At 67.4% G+C, this 14,963-nt stretch carries 14 protein-coding genes; 11 read left to right on the top strand and 3 right to left on the bottom strand.

Going from position 1 to position 14,963, the window contains the following annotated elements:
- The coding region (locus Q0716_RS05845; RefSeq protein ID WP_299020762.1) for a M48 family metallopeptidase at window positions 1-143 on the top strand (143 nt) is incomplete at its 5' end.
- Window positions 144-176: 33 nt separating this feature from the next.
- On the opposite strand, the gene Q0716_RS05840 is transcribed toward Q0716_RS05845, so the two are convergent.
- The gene (locus tag Q0716_RS05840) at window positions 177-1,124 is read right to left on the bottom strand and encodes a prenyltransferase (protein WP_299020761.1); all 948 of its coding nucleotides are present in this window, start codon (window positions 1,122-1,124) and stop codon (window positions 177-179) included.
- Between the two features lie 161 nt (window positions 1,125-1,285).
- Here Q0716_RS05840 and Q0716_RS05835 point away from each other — a divergent pair, with 161 nt between their 5' ends.
- From Q0716_RS05835 to Q0716_RS05805, 7 genes are all read left to right on the top strand, one after another.
- A complete protein-coding gene (locus Q0716_RS05835; RefSeq protein WP_299020759.1) occupies window positions 1,286-1,708 on the top strand; it encodes a MerR family DNA-binding transcriptional regulator in 423 nt (140 codons plus the stop codon).
- Window positions 1,709-1,749: 41 nt separating this feature from the next.
- Window positions 1,750-2,931 (top strand): isovaleryl-CoA dehydrogenase, encoded by a 1,182-nt coding sequence (locus Q0716_RS05830; protein ID WP_299020757.1) that lies wholly within the window; start codon window positions 1,750-1,752, stop codon window positions 2,929-2,931.
- 54 nt (window positions 2,932-2,985) lie between these two features.
- Window positions 2,986-4,830, top strand: coding sequence for a bifunctional isocitrate dehydrogenase kinase/phosphatase (gene aceK, locus Q0716_RS05825; protein WP_299020756.1), 1,845 nt, complete (start codon window positions 2,986-2,988; stop codon window positions 4,828-4,830).
- A gap of 38 nt (window positions 4,831-4,868) precedes the next feature.
- Window positions 4,869-6,056 (top strand): acetyl-CoA C-acyltransferase, encoded by a 1,188-nt coding sequence (locus Q0716_RS05820; protein ID WP_299020754.1) that lies wholly within the window; start codon window positions 4,869-4,871, stop codon window positions 6,054-6,056.
- Between the two features lie 59 nt (window positions 6,057-6,115).
- A complete protein-coding gene (locus tag Q0716_RS05815; RefSeq protein WP_299020752.1) occupies window positions 6,116-7,255 on the top strand; it encodes an acyl-CoA dehydrogenase family protein in 1,140 nt (379 codons plus the stop codon).
- Window positions 7,256-7,332: 77 nt separating this feature from the next.
- Window positions 7,333-8,724, top strand: coding sequence for a Trk system potassium transporter TrkA (trkA, locus tag Q0716_RS05810; protein WP_299020750.1), 1,392 nt, complete (start codon window positions 7,333-7,335; stop codon window positions 8,722-8,724).
- Window positions 8,725-8,763: 39 nt separating this feature from the next.
- Complete coding sequence (locus Q0716_RS05805; protein ID WP_299020749.1) at window positions 8,764-10,218, top strand: potassium transporter TrkG; 1,455 nt, start codon at window positions 8,764-8,766, stop codon at window positions 10,216-10,218.
- Between the two features lie 12 nt (window positions 10,219-10,230).
- Here the strand turns inward: Q0716_RS05805 and Q0716_RS05800 are convergent, their stop codons facing one another.
- A complete protein-coding gene (locus tag Q0716_RS05800) occupies window positions 10,231-10,605 on the bottom strand; it encodes a carboxymuconolactone decarboxylase family protein (RefSeq protein ID WP_299020747.1) in 375 nt (124 codons plus the stop codon).
- 101 nt (window positions 10,606-10,706) lie between these two features.
- Window positions 10,707-11,717 (bottom strand): AraC family transcriptional regulator, encoded by a 1,011-nt coding sequence (locus tag Q0716_RS05795; protein WP_299020746.1) that lies wholly within the window; start codon window positions 11,715-11,717, stop codon window positions 10,707-10,709.
- A gap of 137 nt (window positions 11,718-11,854) precedes the next feature.
- Between Q0716_RS05795 and Q0716_RS05790 the strand changes: the two genes are divergently transcribed.
- From Q0716_RS05790 to Q0716_RS05780, 3 genes are all read left to right on the top strand, one after another.
- Window positions 11,855-13,462: a carboxyl transferase domain-containing protein gene (locus tag Q0716_RS05790; protein ID WP_299020745.1), complete on the top strand. Its 1,608-nt coding sequence runs from the start codon at window positions 11,855-11,857 to the stop codon at window positions 13,460-13,462.
- Between the two features lie 10 nt (window positions 13,463-13,472).
- Window positions 13,473-14,252 carry an enoyl-CoA hydratase/isomerase family protein gene (locus tag Q0716_RS05785; protein ID WP_299020744.1) on the top strand — a complete coding sequence of 260 codons (780 nt, stop codon included), beginning with the start codon at window positions 13,473-13,475 and terminating at the stop codon, window positions 14,250-14,252.
- A gap of 16 nt (window positions 14,253-14,268) precedes the next feature.
- On the top strand, window positions 14,269-14,963 hold a 695-nt coding region (locus Q0716_RS05780), incomplete at its 3' end, for a biotin carboxylase N-terminal domain-containing protein (protein ID WP_299020742.1).

Here is a 14,963-nt window from a genome sequence, read left to right as displayed (position 1 = left end):
GGCTGGTGGATTATGTCGTCGTGCACGAGCTGGCGCACCTGCGCGAAATGCACCACGGCCCCGCGTTTTGGGCCTTGGTCGCGGGCGTACTGCCAGACTACGCCGAGCGGCGCGCCGCGCTGCGGCGCTATGCGTTGGGCTGAATGCGCCGCGCGCTCGCGCGCCGCACTGCCGGGTCACAGCCGGGCCGCCATGACCCCCAACGCCACCGTCAGCGCCAGCGCGTGTACCAAAGCGGCACCGATGGTCAGCTCAATCGCGGGGCGCAGCGCGGGTACCGGTTGACCGGTGGCGACGTGTCGCCACAGCAGCCCTGCGGCCGCCAGCGACAGCGGCAGAGACAGCAGTCCCCACCACGCCGCGGTAGGGGCGATCGACGCCAGGACTGCCGCCGCCAACCCCCCGTGGGCCAGCAGCGCCAGCCCGGTGTAGGCAGCGGCCACGCCCGTGGGCCCCAGGCGCACCGCCAGGGTGCGTTTGCCCGCCTGCGCATCCCACGGCGCGTCGGGCAGCCCGTTGATGAGCAGGATGTTCGCCACCAGCACCGCAAACGGCACCGCCGTCACCATGGGCACGATCAGCCATGCGCTGCGCTGGCTATAGTACGCGCCCAGCACGATCAGCCACCACGCCAGTGCGACCGTGACTTCGCCCAGGCCGCGGGCCATCAAGCGCAGCGGCGGGGCGGAATACGCCCACGCCAGTACCAGCCCGGCGATGCCGATGGCGATCAGCCCGCCCCCGGCGGCGAGTGCCAGCCACAGCCCACCCAGCACCACCAGGCCCGACAGGCCCAAGGCCAAGCGCCGGGCCGCCGCCGGGGTGGCCGTGCCGGTCTGGATGGCGCGCGAGCCGCCCGTGAAGGGCGACAACGGCGCGGGGTTGATCGCGTCCGCCCCGCTGAGCGCGTCGTGATAGTCGTTCCAAGCGTTGGCTGCGGCGTGGGCCAGCACCGCCAGGGTGATCGTGAGCCCGGCGCGCCACGGGTCGAATCCGCAGCCGCAGGCGGCGGCCATGGCCAGCCCCAATGCCACGGCCGCCACCGTTACCCACAGAAAGCCGGGGCGGCTCAACCGCCATGCGGCGTGCCACGTCAAAGGGGGGTCGGCTGCGGCCAAGGACATGCCCTCGACTATAGCGTCCGTCGGTCGGGGTATCGCGGGCGTGTTGGTCGGGTCTAGGCGGGGGGGGGTGGCGCGGAAGCGGCAGTGGCAGTAAGATCGGGGTTGTCATTGACGTTTACGTCAACGTCAATCGACGCCCAGCGTCACCCCGATCCCCTGCCATGGCCAGCCACACCACCTACACCATCAGTGACTTGGCGCGCGAGTTCGACCTGACCACACGCGCCATCCGCTTCTACGAGGACATGGGGCTGCTGCAGCCCAAGCGCACCGGGCCGGGTGGGCGTAGCCGGGTGTACTCGGCGCGCGACCGCACGCGGCTCAAGCTCGTGCTGCGCGCCAAACGCCTGGGGCTGAGCCTGTCCGAGGCCAAAGAGCTGATCGACATGTATGACAGCCCGCGCGACACCGGACCACAGCTGCGAAAGTTTTTGCAGGTGCTCGCGGCGCACCGGCGCCAGATCGAGGACCAAATGGCCGATCTGCAGGCCACGCTGGATGAGATCAAGGTGCATGAGAAAGAAGCCCGCGCGCTGCTGGCCCGCTTGGATGACGGGTTGGCGGCGCCGGAAAAGGCGGCATAATTGACGTTTACGTAAACGTCAATCAGCACAGGAGACGAACCATGACCGACTTGCCCGGCCTCGACTTTCAGCTCGGCGAAGACATCGACGCGCTGCGCGACGCGGTGCGCGCCTTCGCCCAGGCCGAGATCGCCCCGCGCGCGGCCGAGATCGACCGCACCGACCAGTTTCCGATGGACCTGTGGCGCAAAATGGGCGAGCTGGGCGTGCTCGGCATCACGGTCGAGGAGGAGTACGGCGGCGCGGCCATGGGCTACCTCGCGCACATGATCGCGATGGAGGAGATCAGCCGCGCCAGCGCGTCAGTCGGGCTGTCGTACGGGGCACACTCCAACCTGTGCGTCAACCAGATCCGCCGCAACGGCACCGAGGCGCAAAAGCGCCGCTACCTGCCCCAGCTGATCAGTGGCGAGCACGTGGGCGCGCTGGCCATGAGCGAGCCGGGCGCCGGCTCCGACGTGGTGAGCATGAAACTGCGCGCCGAGGACAAGGGTGGCTACTACGTGCTCAACGGCAGCAAAATGTGGATCACCAACGGGCCGGACGCCGACACCCTGGTCGTGTACGCCAAGACCGAGCCCGAGGCGGGCGCGCGCGGCATCACCGCCTTCATCGTCGAAAAAGGCATGAAGGGCTTTTCGGTGGCGCAAAAGCTCGACAAGCTGGGCATGCGCGGCAGCCACACGGGCGAGCTGGTGTTCGACAACGTCGAGGTGCCGGCCGAGAATGTCCTGGGAGCGGTCAACGGCGGCGTCCAGGTGCTGATGAGCGGGCTGGACTACGAACGCGCCGTGCTGGCCGCCGGCCCCGTGGGCATCATGCAGGCCGTGATGGACAACGTGGTGCCCTACATCCACGACCGCAGGCAGTTCGGCCAGCCCATCGGTGAGTTCCAGCTCATCCAGGGCAAGGTAGCCGATATGTACACCACCCTGCAGGCGGCGCGTGCCTTTTTGTACACCGTGGGCAAGAACCTGGATCGCTTGGGCAGCGACCACGTGCGCCAGGTGCGCAAGGACTGCGCGAGCGTCATCCTGTGGTGCGCGGAAAAAGCCACCTGGATGGCGGGCGAGGGCATCCAGATCTTTGGCGGCAACGGCTACATCAACGACTACCCGATGGGTCGGCTGTGGCGCGACGCGAAGCTGTATGAAATCGGCGCTGGCACCAGCGAGATCCGCCGCATGCTCATCGGGCGCGAGCTGTTTGCGCAGACGATGTGACGCCCCGGATCTGTCATGATTCGGGGTGACACTGCCTCCGCCGGATCCCCCGCCATGCTGCCGCAACGCCTCGACTCGTCCCTGGCCTACGACATCGCCAAAGCGATGATCGATGGCTTCAACCGCCACTACCGGCTGTTCCGGGCCGAGTCGGCGCGTGCCAAGCACCGGTTCGAGACGGCCGACTGGGTGGGGCAGCAGCGCGCGCAGCGCGAGCGCATCGAGTTCTACGACATGCGCGTCAAGGAGTGCGTGACGCGCCTGGAGCGCGAATTCCATGCCTCGCAGCAGCCGATGGAGGTGTGGCAGCAGGTCAAGCTGCTCTACATCGGCATGCTGGTCGATCATCGTCAGCCGGAACTCGCGGAGACGTTCTTCAACTCCGTCACGACCAAGATCCTGCACCGCAGCTACTTCCAGAACGACTTCATCTTCGTGCGTCCCGCCATCAGCACGGAGTACATCGAGCCGGAAGACCCTCACAGCCACACCACCTACCGCTGCTACTACCCCCAGCGGCTGGAAGATCTCCAGCCCACACTGCAGCGCATGGTGGAAGACTTCGGCCTGCGCGTGCCGTTCGAGGATCTGGCGCGCGACATCGGCTACGTGCACGAGGCCATGCTGCCGCTGTTCGACCACCGCCGGCTGCGTGCCAATTTTCAGATCCAGGTGCTCGACAGCCTGTTCTACCGCAACAAGGGCGCGTACGCGGTGGGCAAGCTCATCAACGGCTTTCAAGAGCTGCCGTTCGCCCTGCCCATCCTGCACAACGAGCGCGGTCAACTCGTCATCGACGCGTTGCTGCACGGCGAAGACGATTTGCTGATGGTGTTCAGCTTCGCGCGGGCCTACTTCATGGTCGACATGGAAGTGCCCAGCGCCTACGTGCAGTTTTTGCGCAGCATGATGCCGCGCAAACCACGGGCGGAGTTCTACAACGCGCTCGGCTTGGCCAAGCAGGGCAAGACGCTTTTCTACCGCGACTTTCTCTACCACCTGCGGCACAGCACCGACCAGTTTCGCATCGCGCCCGGAATTAAGGGCATGGTGATGCTGGTGTTCGACCTGCCGAGCTTTCCGTTCGTGTTCAAGGTCATCAAGGACTACTTTCCGCCGCAGAAGGACACCACGCGTGAGCAGATCCGCGCCAAATACCAGCTCGTCAAACAGCACGACCGCGTGGGCCGCATGGCCGATACGTTGGAGTTTTCCGAGGTGGGGTTTCCGCGCGCACGCTTCAGCGACGAGCTGATCGCCGAGATCCAGAAATTCGCGCCCAGCCAGATCGAGATCGGTGACCGCAACGGGGATGGCAACATCGAAGTCGTGCTCAAGCACGTCTATATCGAGCGGCGCATGATCCCGCTCAACATCTACCTGCAGGAATGCTTCGACACCCTGCAGAAAGACCCGGGCAACACGGCGGTGCGCCAGCAGCTCGAGCACGCGGTCATCGAGTACGGCAACGCGATCAAGGACCTGGTGGCGGCCAACATCTTTCCTGGCGATATGCTGTGGAAGAATTTTGGTATCACGCGCCATGGCAAGGTCGTCTTCTACGACTACGACGAAATCGAATACCTCACCGACTGCAACTTCCGCCGTGTGCCGCCCCCGCGCGACGAAGACGACGAGATGAGCGGCGAGGTGTGGTACAGCGTCGGTCCGCGCGACGTCTTTCCCGAGACGTTTGGGCCGTTTCTGCTCGGCAACCCGATGGTGCGCGAGATTTTCATGCGCCACCACGCGGACTTGCTCGACCCCGCCTACTGGCAGGCGCACAAGGAGCGTATCCTCGCCGGCCACGTGCACGACGTCTTCCCCTACGAGCGCGAGCGCCGTTTCAGCGCGCAGCGCCGCGTGCCTCTGTCGCCCACGGCCGAGGCGGCTGCCTAGGACGTGGTTTCTCGTTCCCCACTGTCAGGAGTCTCAGCATGAGCCAAGCCGATCCGATCGTCATCGTCGGTGCCGCGCGCACCCCCATGGGTAGCTTCCAGGGTGATTTTTCAGCGCTCGCCGCGCACGACTTGGGGGCTGCCGCCATCCGTGCTGCCGTCGAGCGCGCGGGTATCGCCCCGGACGCCGTGGACGAGGTGCTGATGGGCAACTGCCTGATGGCTGGGCAGGGCCAAGCGCCTGCACGCCAAGCTGCGCTCAAGGCCGGACTGCCCAAGAGCGCGGGGGCCGTCACACTGTCCAAGATGTGCGGCTCGGGCATGCGCGCCGCCATGTTCGCGCACGACATGCTGGCCGCGGGTACCGCGGACGTGATGGTGGCGGGCGGCATGGAGAGCATGACCAACGCGCCGTACCTGCTGCTCAAGGGCCGTGGCGGCTACCGCATGGGACACGACCGTGTGTTCGACCACATGATGCTCGACGGCCTGGAGGACGCGTACGAGCCCGGGCGCAGCATGGGCACCTTCGGCGAAGACTGCGCGGCCAAGTACGGCTTCACGCGCGAGCAGCAGGACGCCTTTGCCACCGAGAGCGTGCGCCGCGCCCAGCGTGCCGTGGCCGACGGCAGCTTCGCCGCCGAAATCACGCCGGTGACGGTCAAGGACCGCACGTGCGAGCGCGTGGTTGCCAGCGACGAGGGGCCAGGCAAGATCAAGCTCGACAAAATTCCCCAGCTCAAGCCAGCGTTCAAGAAGGACGGCACCATCACCGCGGCGTCGAGCTCGTCCATCAACGATGGGGCGGCAGCGCTGGTGCTGATGCGCGCCTCGACCGCGGCCCAGCGTGGCTGTCAGCCGCTGGCGCGCATCGTGGGCCACGCCATGCACGCGCAAGAGCCCAACTGGTTCACCACCGCCCCCGTGGGGGCCACGCGTAAGCTGCTGGCCAAGATCGGCTGGCAGGTCTCCGACGTGCAGCTGTGGGAGGTCAACGAGGCCTTTGCCGTGGTGCCGATGGCGCTCATGACCGAGCTGGGCATCTCGCACGACATCGTCAACGTCAATGGCGGCGCGTGCGCGTTGGGCCACCCGATCGGCGCCAGCGGTGCGCGCATCATGGTCACGCTGATGCACGCCCTGCGGGCGCGCGGCCTGAAGCGCGGCGTGGCCACGCTGTGCATCGGCGGGGGCGAGGCCACCGCGATCGCGATCGAAATGCTGTGACCGCTGCCGGGGCCGTGTGACGGCCCCTGGGCTGACACGCACCCACTGCCGGAGCCCCCATGCTGTTGACCGAAGACCAACGCCTGATCCGCGACGCGGTGCGCGCCTACGCACGCGAGCAACTCTGGCCCCACGCGGCGCGCTGGGACCGCGAGCACACCTTCCCGCGCGAAGCGCACCGGGGCCTTGCTGAGCTGGGCTGCTACGGCGTATGCGTGCCCACGGACTACGGCGGCGCGGGGCTGGACTACGTGAGCCTGGCGCTGGTGTTGGAGGAAATCGCCGCCGGCGACGGCGGCACCAGCACCGCCATCAGCGTCAACAACTGCCCGGTGTGCGCCATTTTGCTGCGCTACGGCAGCGAGGCGCAAAAGCAGCGCTGGCTGGTGCCCCTGGCGCAGGGGCAGATGCTGGGCGCGTTTTGCTTGACCGAGCCGCATGTCGGCTCGGACGCTGCGGCCTTGCGCACCACGGCACGGCGCGAGGGCGACACGTACGTGCTCGACGGGGTCAAGCAGTTCATCACCAGCGGCAAGAACGGGCAAGTGGCCATCGTCATCGCCGTCACCGACAAAGCGGCGGGCAAACGCGGGATGAGCGCCTTTTTGGTGCCCATCGACACGCCGGGCTACGTCGTGGCTCGTCTCGAAGACAAGGTCGGCCAGCACTCCAGCGACACGGCGCAGATCCGCTTGGACCAGTGCCGCATCCCCGCCGAGTACCGTATCGGCGACGAGGGCGAAGGCTACAAAATCGCACTGTCGGCGTTGGAGGGCGGGCGCATCGGTATCGCGGCGCAAAGCATCGGCATGGCGCGCAGCGCGCTCGAGGTGGCGATTGCCTACGCCAAGGAACGCGAGAGCTTCGGCCAGCCGATCTTCAACCACCAGGCCGTGGGCTTTCGCCTCGCCGAAGCAGCAGCGAGGCTGGAGGCGGCGCGCCAACTGACGTGGCACGCGGCAGCCATGCGGGATGCAGGTCAGCCCTGCCTCAAAGAAGCCGCGATGGCCAAGCTGATCGCGAGCGAAACCGCCGAGTGGGTGTGCTCCGCTGCCATCCAGACGCTGGGCGGCTATGGCTACGTGAGCGACTTCCCGGTCGAGCGCATCTGGCGCGACGTGCGTGTCTGCCAGATCTACGAGGGCACGAGCGACGTGCAGAAAATCCTGATCCAACGCGCGCTGGCGGCCGAGGGCTGACGGGCGCGCCTCGGGCGGGGTTGGCGCGCCGGTGCGGCAGCCGAAGATCGCTCCATCGTTCGTCGTATCATGATGCGGTGAACATCATCATCTTCGGGGCGGGCCGGGTGGGCGAGAGCGTCGCCGAGAGCCTGGTGTCCGAGCAAAACGACATCACCGTCATCGACCAGGACCCAGCGCGCGTGCGTGCGTTGGAGGAACGACTCGACCTGCGGGGCGTGGTCGGCAACGGTATCCAGCCGTCGGTGTTGGCCGAAGCGGGCGCCAAAGACGCCGACATGCTCATCGCTTGCGCGGCGCTGGACGAATCGAACCTGGTGGTGTGCAAGGTGGCGCACGACGTGTTCCAGGTGCCGACGACCATCGCCCGGCTGCGCTCGCCGGAGTTCGAGGAGGGCAGCCCCCTGCTGGACAAGGCCGGCTTTGCGGTGGACCATGTGATCTGCCCGGAAGAGTCGGTGATGCGCTACATCCACCAGCTCATCGACTACCCCGAGGCGCTGCAGGTGCTGGAGTTTGCCGATGGCCGCGCGAGCCTGATCGCGGTGCGGGCCACGGCGGGCAGTGCTTTGGTCGGGCACACCATCGGCGAATTTCGGGCCTTGTTCCCGCATGCCGAAATGCGCGTGGTCGCGCTGTACCGGCTCGACGCCGAGATGGACCCGGAGCCGCATACCCGCATCCTGCCGGGCGACGAAGTGTTCATCCTGGCGGCGGGTGACAAAATCCGGCTCGTGCTGCAGGCGCTGCACGCGCGCGACAAGCCGGTGCAGCGGCTCATGATCGCTGGCGGCGGCAAGGTCGGCCTGCGCCTGGCGCGCTCGCTCGTCGGGCAGTGTCACGTCAAGATCATCGAGGCCAGTGCCAAGCGCTGTGAGTACCTGGCCAGCCAACTGCCCAGCAGCACGTTGGTGCTGCATGGTGATTGCACCGACGAAGCCCTGCTGGAAGACGAGAACGTCGCCGACATGGACCTGTTCTTGGCGCTGACCAGCGACGACGAGGACAACATCATGGCGGCGATGCTGGCCAAGCGGCTGGGGGCGCGTCGGGTGTTGGCGCTGATCAACCGCCGCGCCTATGCCGAAATGCTGCAGGGCAGCACCATCGATATCGCGGTGTCGCCCGCGCAAACCGTGATCGGTGAGCTGCTGGCGCACGTGCGCCGGGGCGAGGTGGTGGCGGTGCACAGCCTGCGCCGCGGTGCCGCCGAGGCGCTGGAAGGCGTGGCGCGCGGCGATGTGCGCACCTCGCGCCTGGTCGGGCGGCGGGTGGAGGAGATCCGCCTGCCACCGGGGGTGCGGCTCGGGGCCATCGTGCGTGGCGAGGGGGACGAGGCCCAGGTGCTCATGCCCCACCACGATACCGTGGTGCAGGCCGACGACCACCTCATCATTTTCATCCCCAACAAGCGGCTGGTGCGCGAGGTAGAAAAGCTGTTTCAGGTCAGCGCGACGTTTTTTGGCTGATCGCCCCCTTCTTTTCACGAGTCGCAACGGCGCACCCCCATGGCTGGCCCCGCCCTCTACGTCTTCTCCCATGTGCTGATGGCCTTCGCGGCCCTGTTTGCCGTGCCCATGGGGTGGGCCTGGTTCCACGACGATCTCACGCACGAGGTGACCTGGGCGCAAGCGGCGGGCCTGACGCTGGCCAGCGGCTTGGCGCTGTGGGTGCTGACGCGCCGCCATAAACGCGAGCTGGCCACCCGCGACGGGTTTTTGCTGGTCAATCTGGTGTGGGCGGTTTTGCCCGCATACGCGGCGCTGCCGCTGTGGTGGATGGTGCCCGGCCTGAGCTGGCACCATGCCTATTTCGAGGCGATGAGCGCGCTCACCGCGACCGGGGCCACGGCCATCTCGGGGCTGGACACGCTGCCGGTGTCGGTCAACGTCTGGCGCTGCTTTTTGCAGTATGTGGGTGGCCTGGGCGTGATGCTGTTGGTGGTGGCGGTGCTGCCCATGCTGGGCCTCGGCGGCATGCAGCTGTACAAGGCCGAGACTCCAGGCCCGATGAAGGACCAAAAGCTCACCCCGCGCATCGCCGAGACCGCGCGCGGCCTGTGGAGCGTGTATTTTGGCTTTTCGGTGCTGTGCCTGCTGGGCTACCGCTGGGCGGGCATGGATTGGCCCGATGCCTTCATGCACATGTGCACCACCATGGGGCTGGCGGGGTTTTCCTCATACGATGCGAGTATCGGCCATTTCCAGTCGCCGGCGGTGGAGTGGGTGGCGATCGTCTTCATGGCGCTGGCGGGCATCAGTTTTTTGCGCCACTTCATGGTGCTGCGCGGCATGACGCTGCGCCCACTGTGGAGCGACCGCGAGATCCGCACTTACGCCGCCGTGTTACTGGCGGCCACGTTCTGGGTGGCGGGCATGCTGGCGGTGGAGCAGGTGTACCCGGACTTCGGCACCGCGCTGCGTTACGCGGCGTTTCACGTGCTGTCGCTGGCCACCACCACGGGCTATGCCACCACCGATTATCTGCAGTGGCCGCCGTTCATCCCGGTCTTTTTGCTGTTTCTGGGCACGTTCGTCTCGTGCGCGGGTTCCACCGGCGGTGGCATCAAAATGGTGCGTATGGTGCTGCTGATCAAGCAAGCGCGGCGCGAGCTGGTGCGCATCCTCCATCCCCACGTGGTCAACCCGGTGACGCTGGGCGGGCAAGTGGTGCCGCCGCAGGTGATGAACGCGGTGCTGGGCTTCATGCTCATCTATGGTGCGGCCACCCTGGGGCTCGCATTTTTGCTGCTGCTGTCGGGGCTCGATCTGGTGACGGCGCTGTCGGCCGTGGTGGCCACGGTCAACAACATCGGCCCCGGATTGGGCGAGGTTGGGCCGGCGGGCAACTACGGCGGTCTGTCGCCTTTCCAGCTCTGGGTGCTGAGTTTTGCCATGCTGCTGGGGCGGCTGGAGCTGTTCAGTGTGCTGGTGCTGTTTACCCGCGCCTTTTGGCGGCGGTAACGCAAGTGCCGGTCACGCGGTGACGGTGCTCGCACACACCTGCTCGGCGCTCATGGCGTCCCAGCACTTGAGCGCTTCGGCCGCGTACATCAGGGCGGGGCCTCCGCCCATGTAGGTGCAAATCGTCAGCAACTCTTCCAGTTCCCGCCGCGTGCCGCCCAGCTTGATGAGTGCGCGCACGTGGTAGCCGATACAGGCCGAGCAGCGCTGCGTGATACCGATGGCCAGCGCGATCAGCTCCTTGTGCTTGGCGCTGATGGCGCCATCGGCCATGCTGGCTTGGGCCAATTGGGAAAACCCGCGCATGGCCTCGGGCTGCGCCTTGCGCAGGTTAGCCAGTTGGGCGCTGATGTCGCAGATCAGGTCGTTGTGGTCGACGATGGGCATGATGATATCCTCTCGGCTGTGGCGAATGCGCGATGCTATACCCAAAGGGGTATGAAGCGGGTTGACGCGCATCAAAGCATCGTCGTTGCGGGCCCGCGGCGTCATCCGTGCTCGCGTCGCCAGACTGCCGGAGTCAGGCCGGTCCAGAGCTTGAACGCGCGAATGAAGCTCTTTTCGTTGTCGAAGCCGACCTGGGCGGCGACGCGCTTGATCGGCCAGCGCGTGCGTTGTAGGTGTTGCAGGGCAAGGTCGCGGCGCACCTGGTCTTTGAGTGTTTGCACCGAGACGCCGGCGGCGGCCAGGTGGCGCTGCAGCGTGCGGACCGAGACGTGGAGCGCGGCGGCCAGCCGAGCGGTGTCGGCCTCGCGCGGGTGCAGCCGCAGCCAGGCGCGCGCGCGCTCGACCAGCAGCCGGTCGTGGCGGTAGGGCTGCACCATCAGGCGCACGGCGCGCTGCAGTAGGGCGCGCAGCGCCACTTCGTCACGCCGCAGGGGCTGCGCCAGGTATGTGGCGTCAAAGGCAACGCGGGTTTGCCCTGCGTCGAACGAGATTTGCGCGCCAGGGAACAGCACCGCGTAAGCATCGGCGTGCAGCGGTGCGTCATAGGCCAGCGCCACCTCGCGCAGCGCGATGCGCGAGTCGATCCACCACGACGCCAGACCGAGCGCGTTGCGCAGCAATGACACGTGCGCCAGCTCGCGCACCGTGGCGCGATCGGTGGGATCCGGCAACTCGCTGCCCGGGGTGCGTCGTTCGTGCAGCGTCAGCCACGCCAACGCGCCGTCTACGTCCAGGGTCAGCACCACGTCGTCGGTGAGCAACCGATGGTGGCGGCACCAGCGCGCCAGCGCCAGCCCCAGCTGCGCAGCGGTGAACGACGCGCGTGCCAGCATGCCGTAGCTGCCCCAGGGCAGGCGCCGGGCAAACCAGCCGAGCGCCTCGTCGTCGAGCTCGCGCATCGCGTGCGCACACAGGCGCTCGAAGGGCAGGCTGGTCAGCCGTGCGCGTGGGTCGCCGATGACGGCGGGGTCGATGCCGGCGCTGGCCAGAGCGCCGCTGGGGTCGCCGCCGCGGATACGGTAGGCCAACACCACGGCGCGGGCAAAGGCCATGGGGGTGGCGGCTTCTGGGGGCGGACGGCGGTGGGATGCGACGGCGCGCGGGGGCGACTGCATTGGCGCATTATGCAACCTTAGGCGCGGGTTGTCCCGCTGGCGGCCGGCGGCGCTCGTGGGGACAATCTTGGCCCATGAGCGCACTCGCCACCCGACTCAACCCCCGTTCGCCCGAATTCCAGGCCAACGCCGCTGCCATGCGTGCGCTGGTGCAGGATCTGCATGCCCGCGTTGCCCAGGTTGCCCAAGGCGGCGGCGAGGCGGCGCGCGCCAAGCACATCGCGCGCGGCAAGCTGCTGCCGCGCGAGCGTGTCGAGATGCTGCTCGATCCTGGCACGCCGTTTCTGGAAATCGCGCCCCTGGCCGCGTTGGACATGTACGGTAACGAGGCACCTTGTGCGGGCTTGATCGCCGGCATTGGCCGCGTCTGTGGGGTGGAATGCGTCATCGTCTGCAACGACGCGACCGTCAAGGGCGGCACCTACTACCCCATGACGGTGAAAAAGCACTTGCGCGCGCAAGAGATCGCGCAGCAAAACGGGCTGCCGTGCATTTACCTGGTGGATTCGGGCGGCGCCAACTTGCCCAACCAGGACGAGGTCTTTCCCGACCGGGATCACTTCGGCCGCATCTTTTACAACCAGGCCAACATGAGTGCGCAAGGGCTGGCGCAGATCGCGGTGGTGATGGGCTCGTGCACCGCGGGTGGCGCCTATGTGCCGGCCATGAGCGACGAGACGATCATCGTCAAAAACCAGGGCACGATTTTTTTGGGCGGCCCGCCCTTGGTCAAGGCCGCCACGGGCGAGGTGGTCAGCGCCGAAGACTTGGGCGGGGGTGATGTGCACACGCGCCTGTCCGGCGTGGCGGACCATCTGGCCGAAAACGACTGGCACGCGCTGACACTGGCGCGCGAGGCAGTGGCGCGCCTGAACCGCCGCAAGGATTGGCCCGTACCGCGCCGCGAGCCGCGCGCGCCGCTGTACCCGGCCGAGGAGCTCTACGGCATCATCCCCACCGATACGCGCAAGCCGTTCGACGTGCGCGAGGTCATCGCGCGTCTTGTGGACGCCTCTGAGTTTCACGAATTCAAGGCCCGCTACGGCACGACGTTGGTGTGCGGATTCGCGCACCTCGAAGGGATGCCAGTGGGCATCGTGGCCAACAACGGCATTTTGTTTGCCGAGAGTGCCGACAAGGGCGCACACTTCATCGAGCTGTGCTGCCAGCGTAAGGTCCCGCTCGTGTTTTTGCAGAACATCACCGGCTTCATGGTCGGCCGCAAGGTCGAAAACGCCGGCATCGCGCGCGCCGGCGCCAAGATGGTGACCGCAGTGGCGTGCGCCCAGGTACCCAAGTTCACCGTCATCATCGGCGGCTCGTTCGGCGCGGGCAACTATGGCATGTGCGGCCGGGCGTACTCGCCCCGCTTCCTCTGGATGTGGCCCAACGCGCGCATCAGCGTCATGGGGGGCGAGCAAGCGGCCAGCGTGCTGGCCACGGTCAAGCGCGACGGCATCGAAGCCAAGGGTGGCACCTGGAGCGCCGAGGAGGAAGAAGCGTTCAAGGCGCCGATCCGCGCCCAGTACGAGCGCCAAGGCCACCCTTACTACGCTACCGCGCGCTTGTGGGATGACGGCGTCATCGACCCGGCCGACACGCGTCGCGTGCTGGCACTGGGCCTGTCGGCGGCGATGAATGCGCCGATTCCCGATACACGCTTTGGCGTGTTCCGCATGTGAGGGGGCAACCATGGCCAACGTGACCATCACCGTCGACGGCCCGCGCGCCACCGTCACCCTGACCCGGCCCGATGTGCGCAATGCCTTCAACGACGACGTGATCGCCGAGTTGACCACGGCGTTTCAAACGTTGGGCGCGCGCGCGGACGTGCGCGCCATCGTGTTGGCGGCCGAGGGCCCCGCGTTTTGCGCCGGGGCGGACCTGAACTGGATGCGCCGCATGGCCGACTACAGCCGGGAGGAGAATCTGGCCGACGCCCGCCGCTTGGCCGCCATGCTGCGCACCATCCACGACTGCCCCAAGCCGACCGTGGCACGGGTGCAGGGCGATGCCTATGCCGGCGGCGTGGGGCTGGTGGCAGTGTGCGACATCGCGCTGGCGGTGGAGACGGCGGGTTTTTGCCTGAGTGAGGTCAAGCTGGGGCTGATCCCGGCCACCATTGGCCCTTACGTCGTGCGTGCGATGGGTGTGCGGGCGGCGCAACGCTATTTTTTGACCGCCGAACGCTTCGATGCGGCCGAGGCACGGCGCATCGGCCTGGTGCACGAGGTGGTGTCGCCCGACGCGCTCGATGCGCGTGTGGACGCCCTCGTGCGCTCGCTGTGCAGCGCGGGGCCGTGCGCGCTGGCGGCGGCCAAGCGGCTCGTGCACGAGGTGGCCGAGGCACCGCTGGATGACGCGCTGGTGGCCCGCACCGTCGAGGCCATCGCCGACATCCGTGCCAGCGCCGAGGGGCGCGAGGGCGTCCAGTCGTTTTTGCACAAGCGCAAGCCCCAGTGGCTGGTGTGACGGAGTGGTTGTTCTCATGTTCCAAAAAATTCTGATCGCCAACCGTGGGGAGATCGCCTGCCGCGTCGCGGCCACGGCGCGCCGCCTGGGCATCCGCACCGTCGCCGTGTACTCCGAAGCGGACGCGCAGGCGCGCCACGTGGCGGCCTGCGACGAGGCGGTGTGCATCGGCGGCGCGGCCCCTGCCGACAGCTACCTGCGTGGCGAGCGCATCATCGCCGCCGCACTCGCCACCGGTGCCCAGGCTATCCACCCGGGCTACGGCTTCCTCAGTGAAAACGACCGCTTCGCGCAGGCGTGCGCCGACGCGGGGCTGGTGTTCATCGGCCCGCCCCCGTCGGCGATCGCCGCCATGGGGCTGAAGGCCGAGTCCAAGCGCTTGATGGAGGCGGCGGGCGTGCCCCTGGTGCCGGGCTACCACGGCAGCGAGCAAGACGCCCGCGTGCTCAAGGCCGAGGCGGATCGCATCGGCTACCCCGTGCTCATCAAGGCCAGCGCCGGCGGCGGCGGCAAAGGCATGCGGCGCGTGGAGGCGCCCGAGGCGTTCGACGAGGCACTGGCCGCCTGCCAGCGCGAGGCGCTCGCCAGCTTCGGCAACGCCGCGGTGCTGATCGAAAAGTACGTGCAGCGCCCACGCCACATCGAGATTCAAGTGTTTGCCGACACGCACGGCAACGCGGTGTACCTGTTCGAGCGCGACTGCTCGGTGCA

It is taken from the genome of uncultured Tepidimonas sp. (genome assembly GCF_938045175.1).
Taxonomy (GTDB): domain Bacteria; phylum Pseudomonadota; class Gammaproteobacteria; order Burkholderiales; family Burkholderiaceae_C; genus Tepidimonas.
This window is presented reverse-complemented; position numbering and strand designations above follow the sequence as displayed.

Coding starts and splice junctions, on each gene's coding strand:
- Q0716_RS05840 (WP_299020761.1), bottom strand. CDS start 1,124: ATGTCCTTGGCCGCAGCCGACCCCCCTTTGACGTGGCACGCCGCATGG.
- Q0716_RS05835 (WP_299020759.1), top strand. CDS start 1,286: ATGGCCAGCCACACCACCTACACCATCAGTGACTTGGCGCGCGAGTTC.
- Q0716_RS05830 (WP_299020757.1), top strand. CDS start 1,750: ATGACCGACTTGCCCGGCCTCGACTTTCAGCTCGGCGAAGACATCGAC.
- aceK (WP_299020756.1), top strand. CDS start 2,986: ATGCTGCCGCAACGCCTCGACTCGTCCCTGGCCTACGACATCGCCAAA.
- Q0716_RS05820 (WP_299020754.1), top strand. CDS start 4,869: ATGAGCCAAGCCGATCCGATCGTCATCGTCGGTGCCGCGCGCACCCCC.
- Q0716_RS05815 (WP_299020752.1), top strand. CDS start 6,116: ATGCTGTTGACCGAAGACCAACGCCTGATCCGCGACGCGGTGCGCGCC.
- Q0716_RS05805 (WP_299020749.1), top strand. CDS start 8,764: ATGGCTGGCCCCGCCCTCTACGTCTTCTCCCATGTGCTGATGGCCTTC.
- Q0716_RS05800 (WP_299020747.1), bottom strand. CDS start 10,605: ATGCCCATCGTCGACCACAACGACCTGATCTGCGACATCAGCGCCCAA.
- Q0716_RS05795 (WP_299020746.1), bottom strand. CDS start 11,717: ATGGCCTTTGCCCGCGCCGTGGTGTTGGCCTACCGTATCCGCGGCGGC.
- Q0716_RS05790 (WP_299020745.1), top strand. CDS start 11,855: ATGAGCGCACTCGCCACCCGACTCAACCCCCGTTCGCCCGAATTCCAG.
- Q0716_RS05785 (WP_299020744.1), top strand. CDS start 13,473: ATGGCCAACGTGACCATCACCGTCGACGGCCCGCGCGCCACCGTCACC.